17 protein-coding genes and 1 tRNA gene are annotated in these 19,305 nt (G+C 66.2%); 12 read left to right on the top strand and 6 right to left on the bottom strand.

Annotation, left to right across the window (positions count from 1 at the left end):
• The first annotated feature begins 82 nt into the window (after window positions 1–82).
• Window positions 83–292, top strand: coding sequence for a MerR family transcriptional regulator (locus ACJ73U_RS47420; RefSeq protein WP_407784391.1), 210 nt, complete (start codon window positions 83–85; stop codon window positions 290–292).
• A 6-nt stretch (window positions 293–298) separates the two neighbouring features.
• Window positions 299–1,714 (top strand): XRE family transcriptional regulator, encoded by a 1,416-nt coding sequence (locus ACJ73U_RS47415; RefSeq protein ID WP_407784390.1) that lies wholly within the window; start codon window positions 299–301, stop codon window positions 1,712–1,714.
• On the opposite strand, the gene ACJ73U_RS47410 is transcribed toward ACJ73U_RS47415, so the two are convergent.
• Window positions 1,674–2,507, bottom strand: coding sequence for a phosphotransferase family protein (locus tag ACJ73U_RS47410; protein ID WP_407784389.1), 834 nt, complete (start codon window positions 2,505–2,507; stop codon window positions 1,674–1,676). The genes ACJ73U_RS47415 and ACJ73U_RS47410 overlap by 41 nt on opposite strands.
• 247 nt (window positions 2,508–2,754) lie before the next feature.
• Between ACJ73U_RS47410 and ACJ73U_RS47405 the strand changes: the two genes are divergently transcribed.
• Window positions 2,755–2,958, top strand: coding sequence for a hypothetical protein (locus ACJ73U_RS47405; RefSeq protein WP_407784388.1), 204 nt, complete (start codon window positions 2,755–2,757; stop codon window positions 2,956–2,958).
• A gap of 13 nt (window positions 2,959–2,971) precedes the next feature.
• Here ACJ73U_RS47405 and ACJ73U_RS47400 read toward each other — a convergent pair whose 3' ends face one another.
• The gene (locus ACJ73U_RS47400; protein ID WP_407784387.1) at window positions 2,972–3,325 is read right to left on the bottom strand and encodes a winged helix-turn-helix domain-containing protein; all 354 of its coding nucleotides are present in this window, start codon (window positions 3,323–3,325) and stop codon (window positions 2,972–2,974) included.
• 123 nt (window positions 3,326–3,448) lie between these two features.
• On the opposite strand from ACJ73U_RS47400, the gene ACJ73U_RS47395 reads away from it, so the two are divergent.
• From ACJ73U_RS47395 to ACJ73U_RS47360, 8 genes are all read left to right on the top strand, one after another.
• Entirely contained in the window at window positions 3,449–3,814 is a 366-nt protein-coding gene (locus tag ACJ73U_RS47395; protein ID WP_407784386.1) for a hypothetical protein, read from the top strand.
• Between the two features lie 61 nt (window positions 3,815–3,875).
• Window positions 3,876–4,175 carry a hypothetical protein gene (locus tag ACJ73U_RS47390; protein ID WP_407784385.1) on the top strand — a complete coding sequence of 100 codons (300 nt, stop codon included), beginning with the start codon at window positions 3,876–3,878 and terminating at the stop codon, window positions 4,173–4,175.
• Complete coding sequence (locus ACJ73U_RS47385; protein WP_407784384.1) at window positions 4,172–5,350, top strand: hypothetical protein; 1,179 nt, start codon at window positions 4,172–4,174, stop codon at window positions 5,348–5,350. The genes ACJ73U_RS47390 and ACJ73U_RS47385 overlap by 4 nt, the downstream gene beginning before the upstream one ends.
• A gap of 3 nt (window positions 5,351–5,353) precedes the next feature.
• Window positions 5,354–7,588, top strand: coding sequence for a cell division protein FtsK (locus ACJ73U_RS47380; RefSeq protein WP_407784383.1), 2,235 nt, complete (start codon window positions 5,354–5,356; stop codon window positions 7,586–7,588).
• A 315-nt stretch (window positions 7,589–7,903) separates the two neighbouring features.
• Window positions 7,904–8,431: a hypothetical protein gene (locus tag ACJ73U_RS47375; RefSeq protein WP_407784382.1), complete on the top strand. Its 528-nt coding sequence runs from the start codon at window positions 7,904–7,906 to the stop codon at window positions 8,429–8,431.
• Entirely contained in the window at window positions 8,428–9,750 is a 1,323-nt protein-coding gene (locus tag ACJ73U_RS47370) for a DUF3631 domain-containing protein (RefSeq protein WP_407784381.1), read from the top strand. Before ACJ73U_RS47375 ends, ACJ73U_RS47370 begins: the two co-directional genes overlap by 4 nt.
• Window positions 9,747–10,055 (top strand): helix-turn-helix domain-containing protein, encoded by a 309-nt coding sequence (locus tag ACJ73U_RS47365; protein ID WP_407784380.1) that lies wholly within the window; start codon window positions 9,747–9,749, stop codon window positions 10,053–10,055. The genes ACJ73U_RS47370 and ACJ73U_RS47365 overlap by 4 nt, the downstream gene beginning before the upstream one ends.
• Before the next feature lies 1 nt (window position 10,056).
• Window positions 10,057–11,379 carry a tyrosine-type recombinase/integrase gene (locus tag ACJ73U_RS47360; protein ID WP_407784379.1) on the top strand — a complete coding sequence of 441 codons (1,323 nt, stop codon included), beginning with the start codon at window positions 10,057–10,059 and terminating at the stop codon, window positions 11,377–11,379.
• A 133-nt stretch (window positions 11,380–11,512) separates the two neighbouring features.
• Here the strand turns inward: ACJ73U_RS47360 and ACJ73U_RS47355 are convergent, their stop codons facing one another.
• The 3 genes from ACJ73U_RS47355 to ACJ73U_RS47345 form a co-directional block, all read right to left on the bottom strand.
• Window positions 11,513–13,642 carry a CHAT domain-containing protein gene (locus ACJ73U_RS47355; protein WP_407784378.1) on the bottom strand — a complete coding sequence of 710 codons (2,130 nt, stop codon included), beginning with the start codon at window positions 13,640–13,642 and terminating at the stop codon, window positions 11,513–11,515.
• Between the two features lie 1,124 nt (window positions 13,643–14,766).
• Window positions 14,767–14,851, bottom strand: a tRNA-Ser gene (locus tag ACJ73U_RS47350).
• Between the two features lie 542 nt (window positions 14,852–15,393).
• Window positions 15,394–16,932, bottom strand: a complete 1,539-nt coding sequence (locus ACJ73U_RS47345) for a M28 family metallopeptidase (protein WP_407784377.1) — start codon at window positions 16,930–16,932, stop codon at window positions 15,394–15,396.
• Between the two features lie 148 nt (window positions 16,933–17,080).
• On the opposite strand from ACJ73U_RS47345, the gene ACJ73U_RS47340 reads away from it, so the two are divergent.
• Window positions 17,081–18,046: an NAD(P)H-quinone oxidoreductase gene (locus tag ACJ73U_RS47340; protein ID WP_407784376.1), complete on the top strand. Its 966-nt coding sequence runs from the start codon at window positions 17,081–17,083 to the stop codon at window positions 18,044–18,046.
• Here ACJ73U_RS47340 and ACJ73U_RS47335 read toward each other — a convergent pair.
• Complete coding sequence (locus tag ACJ73U_RS47335; protein ID WP_407784375.1) at window positions 18,039–19,247, bottom strand: cysteine desulfurase-like protein; 1,209 nt, start codon at window positions 19,245–19,247, stop codon at window positions 18,039–18,041. The genes ACJ73U_RS47340 and ACJ73U_RS47335 overlap by 8 nt on opposite strands.
• Window positions 19,248–19,305: the final 58 nt, after the last annotated feature.

The following is a 19,305-nucleotide window of genomic DNA, read 5'->3' as shown; positions in this document are numbered from 1 at the left end:
ACGCAAACGTCTTAAATAACTACAACTGACTCTTACGTCTCGTTCGCTATGAAACGTCTCTCACCTGCACAAACACAGCTGAATGTGTGGTTACGTCTCACTCGTGCCGCCCAAGTACGTGCCGACTGGCGAGGCTGCCCGCGAGATCGGGGTAGGCCGCGCCACGCTTGCGCGTTGGTGGTCAGAAGGGCTGGTGACTCCGGCTCTCATCACCGCCGGCGGCCACGCCCGATGGGACGTCGAGGACCTCAAGCGCCAGCTCTCCGAACGTCCTCGTGCCAGCCAGGGCTAGCAGCTCATGTCGGGGAATCCGCAGCTCGAAGCGCTGATGCTCGAAGCGGGCTTCTTGCGTGAGGACGGCACGGTCGGGCTGAAGGTGTTCGCACGGGCGGTTGGGCGTCACGCCGGCCGCGAGCTGACGCACACGTACGTCCGCCGCTGGCTGAACGGGATGGTCCCTCGCGAGGAGAAGATGCGGCGAGCGATCACGCTTGCGCTCGGCGAGCGGCTCGGCCGACCGGTCCGGCCTAACGAGGTGGGCCTGGGCGAGGGTAAGGACGTAGCCCCTGACCTGGGCCTGGTCTACCCGGACAAGGCGACCGACGGGATCGCCCTGGTTACTGACCTGTGGCGGGCCGACATCGCCGGCTCCTCCGCGTTGCTCACCGCGCCGCCCGACGTCGGTGCGTGGAACGACGCGTCGCTGTCCTGGCTCGTGGCCGCGCGCCACGATGCGGCCAGCGGCGCGGGCGGCCGGCGGGTCGGCCCTGCCGACATCGCGGGTATCCGCAGCACGGTGGACATGTTCGACCACCTCGACGGTCAGCACGGCGGTGGGCACGCGCGCCGAGCGCTGATCGAGTTCCTACGTACCGACCTCGCCGCATTGCTGCGCGGAAGGTATGACGCCGAGGTCGGGCGCGAGCTGTTCAAAGCCGCAGCACAAGCGACCCTGCTCGGCGCGTGGATGTCCTACGACGCCGGCCTGCACGGGCTGGCCCAGCGCTACTTCATCCAGGCTCTGCGGCTCGCCGAGTCGGCCGAGGACCGGCTGCTCGGCGCCAGCGTCCTGGACGCGATGAGCCACCAGGCGACGTTTCTTGGCCGATATCGGGAAGCGGCCAACCTGGCACGTGCCGCACGCATGGGCACCGCCACAGCTGGTTCGGCGAGCGCCACGGCGCACTTCGCCGCGATGGAAGCACGCGCGCTGGCCCGGCTCGGCGATGCGGCCGGCTGCGACGAGGCGATGGCCACGGCTGTGCGGGAGTTCGAACGGCGCAACACCGACAGCGACCCGGCAGACTGGTTCGGGTACTTCAACGACGCCGAGCTGGCCGCCGAACTCGGCCACTGCAACCGCGACCTCGGCCGCCCGGCGGACGCCAGCACCTACGCCACGATGTCGCTCGGGCCGACGTCCAGCGGCTACGTCCGCAGTGACTTCTTCGTGACGATGGTCCTCGCCGACGCCTACCTGTACCAGGGCGAGGTCGAGCAGGCGTGCGAGGTGGCGCTTCAAGCACTGGCAATCGGCGAGCAGCTCAAGTCCGCGCGATGCGGCGCGTATGTCGACGAGTTCCGCGCTCGTCTCGCCAAGGTCGGCAACAGTCCGGCCGCCAAGGAGTTCGTCGAGCAGGCGGCCGAGCGTCGCCTGTGGACGCCGAACGACGCTAGAACGGCGCCCAGTCCCGGCGGCTCCCGCCGGTCCTGATGGCCTCGACGCGCTTGCGGACTTCGGCTGCCGACGCTTCGTCGTTCTTGGCCTTGCCTGCCAGCCAGAGTGTCATCGAGATCTCGCGATAGTCGGCGAGGACCTGGTAGCCCGACCACTCCATGATGTCGAACCCGTAAACGTCCACAAAGGTCCGGTACTCGTCTTCCGTGTGCCAGCCGAACCGCTCGTAGAACAGCGCCGTCTGGACGAGATCCCACTCCCGCGGACCGACACTGAAGCCGTCGAGATCGATCAGGACCGGATTCCCGTCGCGGCTCATGATGACGTTGCCGACGTTCGCGTCACCGTGGATCACCCCTGGTGGCAGCGCGAACGTCAACTCCTCGTACTGCCGGTGCAGCTCACGCAGCCGGTCCGCGACGAATGCCTCATCGGCCTCGTTCATGCCGACCAGTCGGCCGTCGAGTCCGTCAAACGGACGCATTGTCGGCAGGGTGAAGCCCGAGGGGGGATCGAGTTCGTGCAGCCGCCGGACCAGGTCCGCGACCTCTCGGATGGGCGCGTACTCGTCCCGATCTGAGACGGACACCAGGAGCGTGGCCACGTACCCGTCAACCTCGACGGGCTGCTCGACGTCGAGGGCGCGCGTCGCGGGATAGCCGACCTCCTCAAGCCATCGAGCGACGAGCACCTGCCGGCGGACGTCCTGGACGGTGGCCCCGTCCCCGGCTATCCGGACGATCACCGGTTCGGTGAGTCGGAAGACGGCGTTCGAGCCGAGCCGGACCAACTCCGCGTCAGACGGGTCGAGGTCGACACGACCGCACACCTCCGCCAGGACGCGACGCGCCGTTGCCTCGGTCAGAGATGTCCCGCTGCTCAATCGCCGCAGTCCCTTCGTGTCTCTGCTGCCCGCTCCAGTGTCTCGCGAAGTCCTCGTAGGCGGAGAACGCAGGGCCGGGTGTGTGTCCCCACTGTTCGAGTGCGCCCCCTTATGTGCCTGTTTGCGCAAGTCAAATGGCGCTTCCATAGAGCCATGGCACACACAGCGACCACCGGTTACCGGGGAGGAAGCCATGGCGAAGAGGGCCAGCACACAGATACCGGTTCCGACCGGCGGCGGACCACTACGCAAGATCATCTGCTTCGCGGTCGTCATCGCGCTACTCGTGATCGTGGTCAAGCATCCAGCCGAAGCCGCGGTGATCGCCAGGAAGGTGGCTGGGCTCGTAGGCGATGTGCTCGACGGGTTGTGGAGTTTCGTGCAGCAACTCGGGTGACGCAGCCAGCGTGTCACGGACCCAGCTTGGTCAGCGCTTCCGTGACTCGCTGCGTCACGTCGTCCAGCCGCTTCCGCACGTCCGCCACGTCGTCCCTGATCGCGAGCAGCTCCCGCCGCGCATCGGCCAGCTGGGCGTCCGGCGCCTTGTCGCTCGACTTGCTCGCCCGGACGACCGCGCCGCTCTTGTCCTTGATCGTCACAAGGCCCTCCTCGGCGAGCAGGTGAAGGGCCGCCGAGGCGGTCATGCGCGAGCCGCCGAGGTCGGCGACGATCTCGCGACTACTCGGCATCTTCGCGCCCACCTCGTACTCACCGGACACGATCCGTTCCCGCAGCTGCGCCGCGATCTCCTCGCGAGAAGGCATTAGTCCCCTTTCGGCGCATCGAAGTCTAGCTGTCCTAGGCCAGAACTTGACACATCTCATCTGGCCCACTTACTGTCCCAATATTGCCTTCTGGCCTAGTCCAGATTCACGCGGAGGAGACCGATGAGTTCCCCACGCATCACCAACCGACGGGTCGTTCAGGCCCTGCGACCGCTGCTCGACGAGGACATCGCTGCCGTCGCGGCCGAGGAGCACGCGGCCATCGAGTCCGAGGCGGTCGACGCCCTCGAAGGAACTGGAGAGAACGTGATGGCAAGTACCGGCGCTGGAGAGTCGGAGGACGCGTTCGAGCTGGACATCGCGAACGCCGAACTCCGGTACGTGGTGGACGCACTCGCCCGCTGCCTGGAGGACAACGAACGACTGCGGGGCGAGTTGGACGCGGCGAACGACGCCGTCCTGGAGCTGCTCACCGAGCTGGACGGAGCACGCGGCACGGCGGACGGCACGGAACGAGGCGCTGCCTGATGTCTGCGTCGAAGGCCATCAGCGCCAGCGGGATGACGCGGTCTGTCTGGGAGGGAGCGCCATGAGCAAGAACCTGCGTAGGTCAAATGCGCTGCCCCGCACGGACAGCCTGGTGTCGTGGATCGGCTGGCACATCGGCGAGGTGGCCGGCGTGATGCTGCCCGGCCTTGTCGCGCTGACCGTGACGCCGTGGGCAGCCGCGGTGTCCGCTGTGGTGGCAGTGATCTGGGCGGTTCACGAAGTGCGGTTGGGGCGACGGCAGCGAGCGATCAGGGCGAGCCGCACTACGCGCGCGCTGGACGCCAGCAAGCCGGAAGAGGACAAGCCATATCCGGCGGTTGGCCGGAGTGATGCGCGATGAGCTGGCGTGAGGAGCGTCGTCGCGACAGGACAGCCGAGGCAGAGCAGGCACGCGCGAACGCGGTCACCGCTGCGGAGATCGCGGCCATCCGAGAACGCACCCGAACCCAAGCTGTCCTGGCCGCCAACGCGCAGCAGGCGCAGCTGCGGCATGAGGCCGTGCGGGAGCGCAATGCGGCTCGCGTCGCACGCAAGGACGCCGCGCGACAGCGTCGGGTGCGCCTGCTGCTCGCGGCTCGGGACTGGCTGGCCACGCGTACCGTCGACCTGCTGATCTATCCACTGGCTGTGGTGTCCGCTTTGATGGCGGTTCCAGCGATGGCCACGTTTGGGCATGACGTATATGGCACGGCTGCCGGTTATGCCTTGCCGGTCATCACCGAGCTGGGTATGTGGGCGTTCGCGGTGGCCGTGCAGTACACGCATCGGCGGCACCCGGACCGTCCTGTGTGGGCGCTGCAACTCGGCGTCTGGTCGTTCGCCACGGTCGCCGCGGTCCTCAACGCTATGCACGGTCTGACACGCGGCGTGGAAGCGGGCGTGGTCATGGCCGTGGCCAGCGTGGCCGGAGTCGTGGCACACCAGCTGGTGACCGCCGCGCCTCGGCGGAGTCGTGCGGACCGGGACGCCACACGGGTAGCGCGTCGAGAGGCACGCAAGATCGCAGCAGCGCGCCGAGCAGCGGTACAGGCCGCAGTCGCCGAGATCGACACCGACGGCACCGCTCGGCTCGTGTTCGCTCCTGGCCGGTACCGCCTGGGCACCCGATGGCCACGTCGCGGCCGGCTGACCCCACAGGTGGTGTCCGGGCTGCCTGTCGCACCTGTACTCGGCTCGGCGTGGGACGCCCTCGATCGGGAGCTGGCCGACCTAGTCGCCGACCCCGATCAGGAGTCCGGTGATCGTGGTGTGGCGGCCGGAGACGGAGGGGTCGCCACCCTCGATCGGGACGCGCTACCGCCGGTCGATCGGGTGGACGAGCAGCGGAAATCGAGCGGTACGCGAAAGGCCCGATCGATCGACGAGCTGCGAGCGGAGTTGCGGGCACGAATCGACGCCAATCCCGGGTCCATCGATCCGAGGTCAGCGGAGTCGATCCGCCGTGCTCTGCGGTGCTCGCCAGCCCGTGCCCGCCAGCTCCGTGACGACTACCAGTCCGACGAGAAGGAGGTGTAGACGATGACGACCGACAAGGCGAATCGATCGATCCAACCCGGCACCGGATCGAACGTGCACTACCTGCCCGCGTGCCGTGCCGACCGTACGGACGAGGTGCTCGAGGGCGAGCTGGTCAGTGACGAGGAGTACGCGCGGTTGACCAGCCAGAAGGCGAAGGCGATCGAGCGGTACCGCGGCTACAGGCAGGACCTGGTGACCGTGGTCAACTGGTCGCGCCGTGCGGCGACGCACGACCGGACGAAGACCACCGCGAAGGCCGTGCTGCGGAACGTACTCTACGTCCCGGCGGGTGCCGGGGTGCTGCTGCGCCGGGTGTGGGAGGCCAAGACCAACTCGCGGTACGAGCGGATGATGCGCCGCTCGGAGATGGCTGGCGACTACGAGGCGCTCGGCGAGTGGGAGCAGCGAGCTGAGCAGGCCAAGCAGCGCCGTCACGACCGGGTGATGGACTGGATCACGGCGCCGTGGCAACTGCTCAAGGCCCTCGCCGCGAGTGTCGTCGGGTTCGTGTTCTTCCTGCTCGTCCTTGGAGTGATCCTCGCGCTCGCGGCCGAGGACTTCGCGCAAGTACTCGCGCCGATCGAGGGCGTTCTGTCCGTGATCGAGTGGGCCGTGTGGCTGGTCGCAGTGGTGTGGGGGCCGTTGGTGCTGGTCGGGCCGTGGATCGGGCTTCTGTATCTGTGGCACCTGGGCCGGCGTTCCGATATGGCCGCGCTGGGCTGGCTGCGCTCGATCGACCAGGACGAGGCCAAGGGCGGGGTCCTGGTCACCGCGGACGCGATCGTCCAAGCCTTGCAGCACCTGAACATCCCGGCGATGACCAGGGCGTTCAAGGGTGGGTGGCTGCCGAGGTTCGACCTCACCCCGACCCGGGAGGGTCAGGGCGCGTTCAAGGGCTACCGAGCGATCTTCGACCTGCCGCTCGGCGTGACGCCGGACATGGTCGCCGACAAGGGCGACGTGCTGGCGACGAACCTGCACCGCAACGCGGTGGAGGTGTGGCCCAGCGACTACGGCAAGGAGAAGGGCGGCAAGCCTGGCTACGTGAACTTGTACGTGGCTGACGCGGGGGTGATGGACAAGCCGACGCCCGAGTACCCGCTGATGCACACCGGTGTCGGCGACGTGTTCGCCGGCGTGCCAGTCGGCATCACCCAGCGCGGCGACGTAGTGAAGTTCGTCCTGTTCGGCGGCAACTTCGTGTTCGGCGGCCAACCCGGCCAGGGCAAGTCCAACGCCGCTCGGGTGGTCATGGCCGGCGCAGCGCTGGACCCGCTTTGCGAGCTGCGAGTGCACGTTTTCGCTGGTAACGGCGACTTCGACGCCTACGCGAAGCGGCTGTCCCACTATCACAAGGGCGCCACGCCGGAGCACGCAGCAATCGCCACCGAGCATCTGCGGGAGCTGTTCGCCGAGGTGGAACGTCGCGAGAACCGGCTCGCCGAACTCGGAGCGAAGAAGCTCACTCGACCGCTCGCCGAGCAGCACGCGGACCTGCGGCCGATTGTGGCGATGTTCTCCGAGTGTCACGAGCTGTTCGGCGACAAGGACTGCGGTGAGGAGGCCGCTGAGCTGGCCATTCGAGTGGTGAAGCGCGGTCGGAAGACCGGCGTCATCACCGGTTACGACACGCAGTCCTCGCGGACCGACGCGATCCCGTCCCAACTGGTCGAGAACGTCGGCATCAATGGGTGCTTCGCGGTCAAGACGTGGCGCAGCAACGACGGATTCCTGGGCGACGGATCGTTCGCCGCAGGCATCCGGGCGACCGAGCTGCGGTTCAATGTGGACCGGGGAACGATGGTGGTGACCGGCGTGTCGGATGAACTGTTCGAGATCGTCCGGACCTTCTTCATCGAGGTCAACGACGATGCCGGGTGGGACGCCGCAGCGGACATCATCGACCGCGCCATGGCCCAGCTGGCGCGCGGAACCGTCGTCGCAGGGGACCGGCCGCTGCCGCAGCTCGAAGCCACCCGAGACCTGCTCGACGATCTCGACAAGGTGCTCGACACCGCCCCCGTCCCGGCCGGCGAGGTGATCGGCGCGTTGCGCACGCTTGCCCCGACCTGGCGGCCGTACAAGGAGCTGACCGTCCCGAAGCTCGTCGCCGCACTCAACGAGTACGGCGTCAAGGTCCCCGCTACTAGGAACCGCTACCCCGTCGATCCGATCACCGTGCGTGAAGTTGTGGCTCGTCGAGCAACGGCTGACGCCGACGACGAGCAGACGTGACGGCACGCGAGTGAGTTAGCTCGGCGAGACCATCGGCCCCACCGTTAAACAGGCCGATCCGACCCCGCCAGGCCAGTGAGCCTACCCGCTAACTCCCTAACTCCGCGCAGCTCAGCGGCCACATCGCCCACTCAATCCGCGCAGTTAGAAATCTAACTCCGCGCGCCGCCGCTAACCCTCGCGCTAACCAGCCTCAAGACAACCAGCGAGCACTGCCCTTGGCGCTCGTCACGCCCCAGCACGCCCATTGACCGTCACTGAACGTGACAGACGAGGTTCACGATGTCTCTCCCACAGCTACCCCATCCCACAGACATGGCGGCCGTTCGACGCTGGCTCGCCGAGCACACCCCAGACGTGGACGAGGTACGGGCGTGGACCGCGCGGGTGCTCGCGCGAGTGGAGTCCGTCAGCGTGGTGCCAGCCCTCGGTTCGCCGACGTGGTCCGCGCTGGCCGACACGGACGCACGGAAGCTGACGGCGGCGCTCCGTCCGGCGCTCGCGCAGCTGGTGGAACGGACCCCGGCCGCGGTCGCCGAGCGCCTGCGCGCCGAACTGGACGACCGCGCCACGGCCTGGCGACGCTCGATCGTCGAGCTGCACGCGGACATAGCCGCCGGCTGGCATGACCTCGGGTACGGCATCGGACCGTCCCACGCCGAACTCGTCCGGCGGCGCAGCACCTTCCCGTGTGGACAGTGCCGCCGACCGCTCCGCCTTGGAGCAACCGCATGCGGCGACTGCGGATGGCACCAGCCGACACCGGAGCAGCTGCGTGCACGCGCACGCGCCTCCTGGGCGCAACCGACCACAGCAACGTTCAACGAACAGGGGGCAGCATGACCATTCACGACACGCGCGACGAGTACCTGACCGGCGCCGAACTGCTCGACGTCACCCGCACCGCGCTCACCCGCTACGTGTGCCTGCCGTCGGACGAGGCCGCCGACGCCGTGGTGCTGTGGATCGCCGCGACCCACGCACAGCCGGCATGGGCGCACGCACCGCGGCTGGTGATCCGGGCACCGGAGAAGCGTTGCGGGAAGTCGCGGCTGCTCGACGTGATCGAGGCGACCTGTCACAACCCGTTCATCACGGTCAACAGCAGCTCAGCCGCAGTGTACCGATCGATCACCGAAGATCCGCCGACCATGCTCGTCGACGAGGCCGACACGATCTTCGGTCCGAAGGCCGACGGCAACGAGGACCTCCGCGGCCTGCTCAACGCCGGACACCAGCGCAACCGACCGGCCAAGCGGTACGACGCCGCCAGCAACCGCGTTGAGTCCATCCCCACGTTCGCCATGGCCGCACTCGCCGGGATCGGCGCGATGCCCGACACCATCGAGGACCGCGCCGTGATCGTCCGCATGCGCCGCCGCGCAGCCGGCGAGACCGTCGCTCCCTTCCGCCACCGTCGCGACCGACCGGCACTGCGGGCAATCGCCTACCAACTCACCGCCTGGCTGCGCGCCGACCTCGCCGCACTGGAAGCGGCGGAACCCGCCATGCCCGTCGAGGACCGCGCCGCCGACACCTGGGAACCACTCGTGATCGTCGCCGACCACGCCGGCCAGCACTGGCCCGACCGCGCCCGAGCGGCCGTGCTCGCCCTCACCGCGGACGCCGACGAGAACGGCGAGCAGTCCACCCGCATCCGGCTACTGATCGACTGCCACGCCGCGTTCGACCACGACACCGCACTGTCCACCAGCGAACTGCTCACCCGCCTCAAGCGCGACCCCGAAGCCCCGTGGCTCACCTACGGCGTCAACGGCCTCACCGCGGCCAAGCTCGGCGCCCTGCTGCGCGAGTACGACATCCGCTCAGCCAACATCCGGTTCCCGGACGGCACCCAGGCCAAGGGCTACCAACGCGCCCACTTCGAGGACGCCTGGATGCGCTACTGCCCCGACCTCACCGCCTCGCGCCATGCAGGGGAGGAGACGTCCCAGCCGTCCCACACGTCCCCGCCCAGGTCAGCGCGGGACGCCTTCACCGTCTGGGACGGAACCAGCCGTCCCCACCCACCCGAGGAATCGTCGCGGGACGGAACAACCCGTCCCCCCGAGCCGGCCCGTCCCAGCCCCACCAGCAAGGGGACGCCTGGGACGGCAGGGACGACCACCCCACTGCGAAGGATCTCCGGAGGTGCCGCGTGACCACCGCCAGTGCCGATGTAGCCGCGCTGCTCGCCCAAGTCGTGCAGTTGCTTACGACGATCCCGCCTGCCACTGTCCCTGCGCCTCGGCCGGCCTCTTCACCGGACCGGGTGCTGCTGACCGTGGAGGAGGCCGCCGATCGACTCCGTGTGGGACGAACTACGGCATGGGGCCTGGTCAGAAACGGCCAGTTGCGCTCGGTCCAGATCGGCAGGCTCCGGCGGGTCCCGTTGTCGGCTGTTGACACCTACGCCGCTCGGCTGGCAGCGGCGTGGCAGAACACCAGCGACGACGAGGAGCGCTGACATGCCACGGAAGAAGGGAACCAGGGCTCCGAAGGGCCGTTCGAGCATCTACCTCGGCAAGGACGGCTACTGGCACGGCCGCGTGACCATGGGCCTGAAGGACAACGGGGAGCCGGACCGCCGCCACGTCATGCGGAAGGGCGACGGAGCGTACGACGCCGTTGTCGAGGCCGTGAAGCAGCTGGAGCGCGAACGCGAAGAGGGCATAGTGCGCGCTCCGGGCAGCAAGTCGCAGACGGTAGCTGACTGGCTCACCCACTGGCTCGACAACATCGCAGCACCCAACATCCGATACAAGACGGAGGAGGGCTACCGGACCGACATCATCAAGCACCTCATCCCTCGAATCGGCGCTCACAAGATGGACAAGATCCAGCACGAGCCCGAGCGGTTCGAGAAGGTGTACGCGGACCTCACCGCTAAGGGTTACAGCCAGTACACGGTGCACCACGTGCACATCACGGTCCGGGCCGCGTTCCGGGAGGCCAAAAAGCGCAAGGTCATCACCGAGAACCCGTTCGAGATCGTGAAGGCTCCTAGGGTCGACGAGGAGGAAGTGGAACCGTTCGAGATCGAGGAGATCAAGGCCCTGCTCGCCGCAGCTCTGAAGGGGCGGAATGGTGTGCGCTTCGTCCTGGCGCTGGCCATCGGCACCCGCAAGGGCGAGACGATCGGTTTCCGCTGGGGATGGTTGAACAAGAAGACGAAGGTACTGCGTGTCCGCAAGCAGCGGCAGCGGCAGACCTACCGGCATGGGTGCGCAGACCCCGTGGCGTGCGCGGCTGGCCATCACAAGGTCAAGCCGTGCCGCCAACCGTGCAGAACGCACAAGAAGTGCCCGCCACTATGCCCAGCGGGCTGCACGAAGCACGCCATGTACTGCCCACAGCGGATCGGTGGTGTTGTCGACGTCGACGTGAAGTCGCGAGCTGGTCGCCGCGGTATTCGGCTGCCCAATCAGCTGTTCGACCTGCTCACGGAGCACGAGGCCAAGCAAGCCGAGGAGCGGGAACTCGCGGGCGACCTGTGGTACGAGAGCGACTTCATGTTCACCCAGCCCAACGGGAAGCCGATCGACCCTCGATCCGACCACAATGAGTGGAAGGCACTACTGGCGGAAGCCGACGTCAGAGACGCGCGCCTCCATGATGCTCGGCACACGGCAGCGACCGTTCTCTTGCTGCTCGGCGTGCCACTGCCAGCCGTCATGGACATCATGGGCTGGTCCAACTCGAAGATTGCCAAGCGCTACTCGCACGTGACTTCCACGATTCAGAGCAGCATAGCGTCGCAAGTCAACACTCTGCTTTGGGGAGCCACATAGAGGCCGCGACGGGTTCACTGTCCGGGGTTGCCACACAGAATTATGTCACTCATTTTCGGGCAACCCAAGTGCCCGCAGGCCGGCCGCATATAGTACCGAGCCATCGCCACAATCACGACTTGTCACCGATATGTCACGTGATCTCTCTTGCTTTTACATAGATACTCTCAGGCTTACCGGCGAAGACATAAAAAAGTGACTCCGGCATGTAACCTGGCGATCGAAACCAGTTGCGAACGCGGTCTCCCATTCCCTGCTCGTCGGCGATCTCAGCCAGGACTGTCTCTGTGTCTAAGTATGCCCCTTGCAGACGCAACCGTTCAACGGAACGAGTTGCCATAAACTCCGCCAACACAGAGTCTCCACTGGATTGTTTGTTGAGGATCCAGGACCGAAGCTGAGGACTACCGTTGGCAATATCGTTAATCGCGTTTGACGATTGGACTCTGTGCCAAATCTCCAGCATAGTCGAATGATCTTCACGTCCCGCCATCACCTCGGCTAGATATACAAAGAACCTCGCCATCAAGACTGCATTGTGGACTACGTTCACGGGAACCTGCGTTCCCAGTACAGCTACAGCACCCTGCCGAAGTAGGAGATCTGTGATAGTGACGACGCTAGCGCCCCGAGGCGCGACATGACACGCACTGAGAACTACTACCGGAGGTAGCGAGCCAAGTTCGGGACCTAGGCACAGCTCGTCGCCAACCAACAATCCTGCAAAGTTTTGCCTGACATCTATTTTTCCGTGAGCGCTGATCACCAAAATATCTGGCCTTCTTTCTGCAATCTCTGCACGCAAATCGTCGACGTTCAACGTCTCACCTACTGTGATCGTCAAGGGAAGATCCTTATACCCCTCTGACGTACTCACAGTCTTCCAAGCTTCGCGCGATATTTGCCCGACGGGGTCATCTGCGAAAATGCACTCTGCGACGAAAATACGGATCCCACGACTCAGGTCTACTGATCGGTTTGCGGACAACTCCCGCTGTATCGTAGTGGTAAGCGGCAAGATTGGCTTGTAGGATATCGGGACGCGATCGAGCAGGGGAGCACTATCCCCCGGGAGTTTACATAGGCCAATCGGAAAATTGGTAAATGCGATTAGCTGCGATGCCCTCGACACAGCTGCGACCACATCTTCCGTCCATATCGGCGCCATGATTCCGTTAATCCGTTCAAGTAGGCGCCACACCGTTGGACCGTGCACATTGCCGGTACAATGCTCTTCAAGTTGCGCAAGTATCGTGAATGCTTCTTGAGGCACGCTCGGCAACATCAGGCCCATCGAGCTTCGCGCTATAGCTTGATGGGTTACACAGAATTCAATAGCAGATCTTTCAATGAGATCGTCGGGTCGATCCTCGGTCGCCACCGTCCACGTGTCACGCTCGTCAAGCGAAGCAAATGGCCTAACTCGCTTTAGGAGAGGCTTGCTGTAGGCCTTCCTTGAGTAGGTCGATGATACGCCAGGTAGACCGATCACCACGGGGAGTTGCATAGTGTGCGCCTCCTCAAGCATCACATGCTCTAGTTCACGATCGGCCTCAGCCGGAGTTCTTCCTTCACGTTCCAGCCTCGCCAAGGCGGCTAGGAGGATCTGAAGGTGTCCAGCGGTATTGATGCTGTTCTCAGGTTGTGCCGGTGTTGCACGCCTAACTGGCGACATCTCGCGTTCTAGCAGTCGTCGCGGCAAGTCTGTAGTGGCAACGTCAAGCCGCGACGCTAGTGATGGCGAATATCCAAAATATGGCACGTTCGGCGCAAAACGCACACTCATCTCTCGCCAATGCTTTTCCAAACTGGAATCAGATAGCTGTGAGTAAGCTGCAACAGGAAGCGAAGAGTGCAACTTTTGAGCGCGGGCCTCGGCTTCTTCAAGCAATGAATCTGGGCAAACGGCTAGAACGGCCGTCTGCTGATCGAGGAGTTCGCCGAAGTATTGGTCGCTAAAAGTTTGAATCGGTGTCAATATTATGTTGTGATCAAGGTGGAGCTTCTGGAACGATTTTAGATACTTGACTGGAATATCGTGCAGGTGCTGGAACGTATTCGGCAGGTGCAAGCAGTACCATAACCCAGGTAAAGCCTGAGCCATATCCCGTGCGATCGCGTGTGGCACCGTAACCTGGTCTGTTGCTCGCAATTGCTCAAACTTGACAGGAAGCGACTGAAAAGATAGATCCTCGTTGGTTGAGAAGAGCACAACATACAACGGTGGTCGCTCGTAGATCGAAACCTCTTCTTCTGTCGCCATTTCTTCTCATCTCAGGCAATGGGTTTGTAGGTACCTGCTATTTGCTCAAGCGAACCCTGCACCATGATTGGACGCCGATGGATCGTGCGCTCTTGGGCGACCGTTACCACGAACGCAACCAAGATCCTTCAGCGCTGTCATGGCCTGAGAGTAGGAACCTCGATTGGGTTGTCGGTCTGCGTGTCGATCTCCGCGGTCAAGATCCATGACTCCATGCCGTCCTTGCGTAATTCGAAGGTCAGTCGCAACGTCGCGCCACGTTGACGTCGCCAGTCCTGGATGCTCATGCCTGACCAAGAAGGCGGCTGGGTCGGTTCCAGGTGGAACGGTAGTTCCTCGCCGACTGGTAGTCCCATTGTCGGGGTCCTGCGACCAGTGGCGTCGGCTCCAGGAAGACCAGATGGTCCAGCTCCGGGGCCGGTCCCAGGAACGAACCGGAATGGGCCCCAGATCTGGGCTGCAATCTGCTCAGCCGTCGGGCCGCCCGCTGTCAACGTAGGCTGTTCTTGCCACGGACGGTCGTCTCGGATTGTCACAATCAATCCGTTCAGCCGATTCAACTCCGGAGGCCCGATCAACTCTACGGTCAGTTTAAGCCGATCGGACTTCGGGTTGGGCGGCCTACATCTAACGCGTAGGCGTGGTGTTAGTTCGGCATGTCGCCGATCCATGTCCAAAGCAGCAGTAGCGCCATCTGCAGCAGCGGACAGTTCATTCGCCCGAGCGGCTCGGCGCGTGTACAGCACGCTGGCACCAGAAAAGCCCAACGCGATGATCGACAAGATGAAGGCGGCGACATCCATAGCTGAACATTAGCCAGCCAGTGGTCGTCGACGACAGGAGCGCGGTGACCGTGACACCTGTCCTGAGCACCAGGATGACCAAACTCAGCGTGATAGATGCGAGGAGAAGGACCCGTGAAGCGCGCGTCGGGGAGGCAGAGGCCACTGTCGCGGGCTGAGGCGGACGATAAACAATCTGCCGCGGAGCGTGGGCTACTCCGGACTGCTCGCATGCCGCCACGTCCTGCTTCGAGGGCGCAAATGAGACTGCGGTTGAGACTGCGACGCCAGACGGCGGAGCTCACCGCCCAGCACAACCGCTGTCTTGCCTGGTCACAGCTGCGGAGGCGGAGGGATTTGAACCCCCGGACCCGTGAAGGTCTCCTGTTTTCAAGACAGGTGCATTCGGCCGCTCTGCCACGCCTCCCTTGGGGTGCAAGGGTAGCGGGTCACGGGCTGTGCTGGGGTGGTGCCGTCCCCGTGGTGGGCACCGGAGCGCGGCGCGAGTGTTCGTTTCGGAGAGTGAGCGGGGGTTTCACCAGTTCAGGGGGCTGTGTTCGGGTTGTGGGGGGCGGTGGGGCGGTGCATGCTGGAGGTACGGACGGCTGATGTGGGGCCGCCGGGGAGACCGGGAGAGGCAGGTGGTGCCGTGGCGATGCCTTTACAGGATGTGGTGGGCCGCCGGGTTTGCCTACGTTTCGGGTGAGATGACTGCCCGTGGCGGGGGCGAGTGCCAGGGGTTGGGTGCGCGCGTGCGCGCAACGTACCTCCGTGCGCCTTGGCGTTGTTGACTCCTCTGGTTCAGCGCATCTCTCGAGAGGTGCCGGGAGGATCCACGTCGGCCTGGTGGACGGTGCCAACCACAACTGAGCGGTACAGCGAGACCTGGGTGCGGCAGCCGGAAGGGCCCGCACCCAGGTCTTCCCGGATGCGGGCCCTTCCTTGAGGGACAAGCAGAGAACGGCCTTGTCAGCTCAGGCCGGCGCTCGCTGCTGGGACGTGGGCCACGGCCTTCTGGGCCACTCGGGCCTGTGCGGCTCGGGTCTTCGCGCGGGCGGCACGCGGGGGCACACCGTTGATGTCCTCGGTGCTGATCGCGTACGAGCCCAGTACGAAAGCGATGGCGTCGGAGTTGCGGTCCAGGACCACGCGGTCGATGTTGCCCAGGTTGTCGCAGGCCTGGTGGTAGCACGGGTCGAATGCCTCGCCGGCCACGCCGCCCCACTTGTTGGCCTGGTCCTCGGTCTTGATGACCTCGGCGCCGGTGAAGAGGCCGCCCGCCGGGATTCCGTTGAGGATGAACTCGCCGTAGTCGGAGCGGCCGTCGAAGTCGCGGCCTTCCAGGGGTACGCCGGTGTAGTCGAAGTAGGCCGTGAACGCCTGCTCGATCTGTGCCGAGCCGTACGGGCCGGGGCCGGCGCCCACGCCATCCGAATTGTCGCCGTCGAAGGTGAAGTAGCCCGCGTTCGGGGAGCCGATCATGTCGAAGTTCAGGTACAGCGCGATGTCGAGCTGGTGCTCGAAGTCGAGGTTCTGCACGTAGTACTTCGAGCCCAGCAGGCCCAGTTCCTCACCGCTCCACCACGCGAAGCGGACCTTGTTGTTGACCTTCGGGGAACCGCCGAGCTGCAGCGCGGTCTCCAGGAGCGCGGCCGAGCCCGTGCCGTTGTCGTTGACGCCCGGGCCCGCCGGGACGCTGTCCAGGTGCGCGCCCGCCATGACCACGTTGTTGGTCCGGCCGGTCTGGGTCTCGGCGATCACGTTGTACGTGGTGCGTTGCTCGGTGAGGCCCTGCAGGTTGAGGGTCGCCGGGGCGCCGTTCTTGGCGATCAGTGCCTGGCCGTCGGCCTGCGAGATGGCGGCCGCCGGGGCGCTGCCCGCGACGACACCACCGAGCGTGCCGCCCGGCGCGGCCGGCACGTTGTTGTACACGACCACGCCGACCGCGCCCGCCTGCGCCGCGTTGGCGGCCTTCACCGCGAACGTGCACGTACCGCGGCTGACCAGCGCGATCTTGCCCGCGACGCCCGCCGCGGTGAAGTCGGAGAGTTCGCAGCCCGGTGTCGCGTCCGCCGGGACGACCGCCAGCGTGCTCGTCACACCACCGGCGGGGGTGTCCTCGCTGTAGGTCATACGGACAACCGGCACGGACTGCCCGCCGACGGTCAGCGACGCGGCCGTCGTCTGGTCGAACGTGAAGGGGAACTCCTGGCGGTCCACGATGAAGCCGGCGCCCTCGAGCTTCGTGGCGATGTACTCGGCGGAGTCCGTGTGCCCCTTTGTGCCGGCGGCGCGAGTGCCGCCGTTGCGGTCGGCGAGTCGTTGCAGCGCGATCAGGTGGCGGTTGGTGTTCGCCACGTCGACCTTCTTGACCAGCTGGCGGGCCAGTGCTGGACCGTCAGGGATCGGCGACGCTTGCGCGGACGCTGGCACGGTCGCGATACCGAGACCGGTGGCGGCCGCGAGCACCGCGACCCCGGCTCGTAATGTCGTCTTGGCGGACGGCATGAAGTTTCCTCTCTCACAGGCTCAGACGCCGGCGCTGGATCTGCCCCGAACCCCGATCGCCGCGCCCGGCTTCGGCAGCCTTGTCCGAACTCCTGCGCTGGTCAAGACCCACATACGGACTGTTACGTCAGCCCGTTACCGTCTTCCCATGCACGCCATCACGATCAACGAACCCGGTGGTCCGGAAGTCTTGAGCTGGACGGAGCAACCCGATCCGCGGCCCGGCCCAGGTGAGGTTGTGCTGGATGTCGTCGCGGCCGGCGTGAACAGGGCGGACCTGTTGCAGCGCCAGGGCAACTACGCACCGCCACCGGGAGTGACCGAGGTCCCCGGACTGGAGTGCTCCGGACGGGTGGCCGCACTCGGTGAGGGTGTCAACGAGTTCGCCCTCGGTGACGAGGTCTGCGCGCTGCTCGCGGGTGGCGGCTACGCCACGAAGGTCGTCGTGCCGGCCGGGCAGGTCATGCGGCTGCCGTCCACTGTGGATGTGACTACCGCGGGCGGGTTGCCCGAGGTCGCGGCGACGGTGTGGTCGAACGTCGTGATGGTCGCGGGCCTGAAGACCGGCGAGACACTGCTGGTGCACGGCGGCGCGAGCGGCATCGGCACCCACGCCATCCAGGTCGCCAAGGCGCTCGGCGCGCGGGTCGCGGTGACCGCCGGGTCGGCGGAGCGGCTGGCGCGGTGCGCGTCGCTCGGCGCGGACGTGCTGATCAACTACCGCGAGCAGGACTTCGTCGAGGTGCTCGGGCCGACGGTGGACGTCGTGCTCGACAACATGGGCGCCAAGTACCTGCCGCGCAACGTGGACGTGCTCGCGCGGCTCGGCAGGCTGGTCGTCATCGGCATGCAGGGCGGCGTCAAGGGCGAGCTGAACCTCGGCAAGCTGCTGGCCAGGAACGGCACCGTGACGGCGACGTCCCTTCGGTTCCGGCCGGTCACCGAGAAGGCGGAGATCTGCCACGAGCTGGTCGAGAAGCTGTGGCCGCTGGTCGACGCGGGCACGGTCAAGCCGATCATCCAGGACGTGCTGCCGATGGAGCGGGCCGCCGACGCGCACCGCAGGCTCGAGGAGGGCGACGTGTTCGGCAAGCTGCTGCTGACGGTCAGCTGAGCGAGGTCAGGGCGGCGACCGCCTCGACGAGCGCCTCGATCTCCACCGACGTCGTGTAGTGGGCGAGCCCGACACGGATCGCACCACCCACCTCAGCGACCCCCAAAGCGGCGAACACACCGCTGGGCACGTCGTCGGCGAACGCGCAGATGCCGCGGTCCGCGAGGTGCACGATCACCCTGGACGCCTTGATGTCGGCCACGGTGAACGCGAGCGCGGGGATGCGGCGCATGGCGTCGCCGATGACCGTGACGTGCAGCAGGCCGCGCAGCTCCGAGATCAGCTTGCCCAGCATGCCGGCCTGGTAGGACCTGGCGGAGCCGATGGACGTCTGGATGCGTTCGCGGCGGGTGCCGGTGGCGGCGTCGTCGAGGCTCGCGAGGTAGTCGACCGAGGCGACGAGGCCGGCGAGCAGCGGGTACGCGTGCTGGCCCAGTTCGAGCCGGCCGGGGCCGGTCTGGTTCGGACCGAGCGAGCAGGGCGGCAGGCGTTCGATGAGGGCCGGGTCGGCGAACGCGAGCGCGCCGACGGTCGGGCCGCCCCAGGCACTCGCGTTGACGGCGATGACGTCGGCGCCCAGGGCCCTGATGTCCAGCGGCACGAACGGCGCCGCGGACGAGGCGTCCACCACGACCAGGGCGCCGGCGTCCTTCGCGAGCGTGGTGATCTTGGTGAGGTCCGGCCGGGTGCCGACGACCCCGGAGGCGGCGGTCACGGCGACGGCCTTCGTGCGGTGGTTGATGAGGCCCTCGTACTGCCAGGCGGGCAGCTCGCAGGTCTCGATGTCGATCTCCGCCCACTTCGTCGTGGCGCCGGCGCGCTGGGCGACCCGCAGCCACGGCGCGATGTTCTGCTGATGGTCGAGCCGGGAGACGATCACCTCGTCGCCGATCACCCAGCCGGCGCCCATGGACTCGGCGAGCCGCTGGAGCAGCACCGCGGGGTTCGGCCCGAGCACGACACCCGCCGGGTCACAGCCGACGACGTCCGCGATGGCGCGGCGGGCGGCGTCGACGATCGCCTCCGCGCGTTGCGAGGCCGGGAAGACGCCGCCGGGACCGGAGACGGGTGCGCGCAACGCCGTGGAGACGGCGGTCGCCACCTGTTCGGGCACCTGCATGCCGGCAGGGGCGTCGAGATGAATCCAGCCGTCACCCAACGCGGGGAACCAACCCCGAATCGCAGCGACGTCGAACGCCATGGCACCACACCGTACGGACGGGCGCGGGGGCCTCGTTTGCGGGGTGCGCGTGACGGCT

The sequence above is a fragment of the Actinophytocola sp. genome, from assembly GCF_045807065.1.
Taxonomy (GTDB): Bacteria; Actinomycetota; Actinomycetes; order Mycobacteriales; family Pseudonocardiaceae; genus Actinophytocola.
Note: the sequence above shows the minus strand (reverse complement) of the source record. Positions and strands in the feature narration are given on the sequence as shown.

Coding starts and splice junctions, on each gene's coding strand:
- ACJ73U_RS47420 (WP_407784391.1), top strand. CDS start 83: ATGTGTGGTTACGTCTCACTCGTGCCGCCCAAGTACGTGCCGACTGGC.
- ACJ73U_RS47415 (WP_407784390.1), top strand. CDS start 299: ATGTCGGGGAATCCGCAGCTCGAAGCGCTGATGCTCGAAGCGGGCTTC.
- ACJ73U_RS47405 (WP_407784388.1), top strand. CDS start 2,755: ATGGCGAAGAGGGCCAGCACACAGATACCGGTTCCGACCGGCGGCGGA.
- ACJ73U_RS47400 (WP_407784387.1), bottom strand. CDS start 3,325: ATGCCTTCTCGCGAGGAGATCGCGGCGCAGCTGCGGGAACGGATCGTG.
- ACJ73U_RS47395 (WP_407784386.1), top strand. CDS start 3,449: ATGAGTTCCCCACGCATCACCAACCGACGGGTCGTTCAGGCCCTGCGA.
- ACJ73U_RS47390 (WP_407784385.1), top strand. CDS start 3,876: ATGAGCAAGAACCTGCGTAGGTCAAATGCGCTGCCCCGCACGGACAGC.
- ACJ73U_RS47385 (WP_407784384.1), top strand. CDS start 4,172: ATGAGCTGGCGTGAGGAGCGTCGTCGCGACAGGACAGCCGAGGCAGAG.
- ACJ73U_RS47380 (WP_407784383.1), top strand. CDS start 5,354: ATGACGACCGACAAGGCGAATCGATCGATCCAACCCGGCACCGGATCG.
- ACJ73U_RS47375 (WP_407784382.1), top strand. CDS start 7,904: ATGGCGGCCGTTCGACGCTGGCTCGCCGAGCACACCCCAGACGTGGAC.
- ACJ73U_RS47370 (WP_407784381.1), top strand. CDS start 8,428: ATGACCATTCACGACACGCGCGACGAGTACCTGACCGGCGCCGAACTG.
- ACJ73U_RS47360 (WP_407784379.1), top strand. CDS start 10,057: ATGCCACGGAAGAAGGGAACCAGGGCTCCGAAGGGCCGTTCGAGCATC.
- ACJ73U_RS47355 (WP_407784378.1), bottom strand. CDS start 13,642: ATGGCGACAGAAGAAGAGGTTTCGATCTACGAGCGACCACCGTTGTAT.
- ACJ73U_RS47345 (WP_407784377.1), bottom strand. CDS start 16,932: ATGCCGTCCGCCAAGACGACATTACGAGCCGGGGTCGCGGTGCTCGCG.
- ACJ73U_RS47340 (WP_407784376.1), top strand. CDS start 17,081: ATGCACGCCATCACGATCAACGAACCCGGTGGTCCGGAAGTCTTGAGC.
- ACJ73U_RS47335 (WP_407784375.1), bottom strand. CDS start 19,247: ATGGCGTTCGACGTCGCTGCGATTCGGGGTTGGTTCCCCGCGTTGGGT.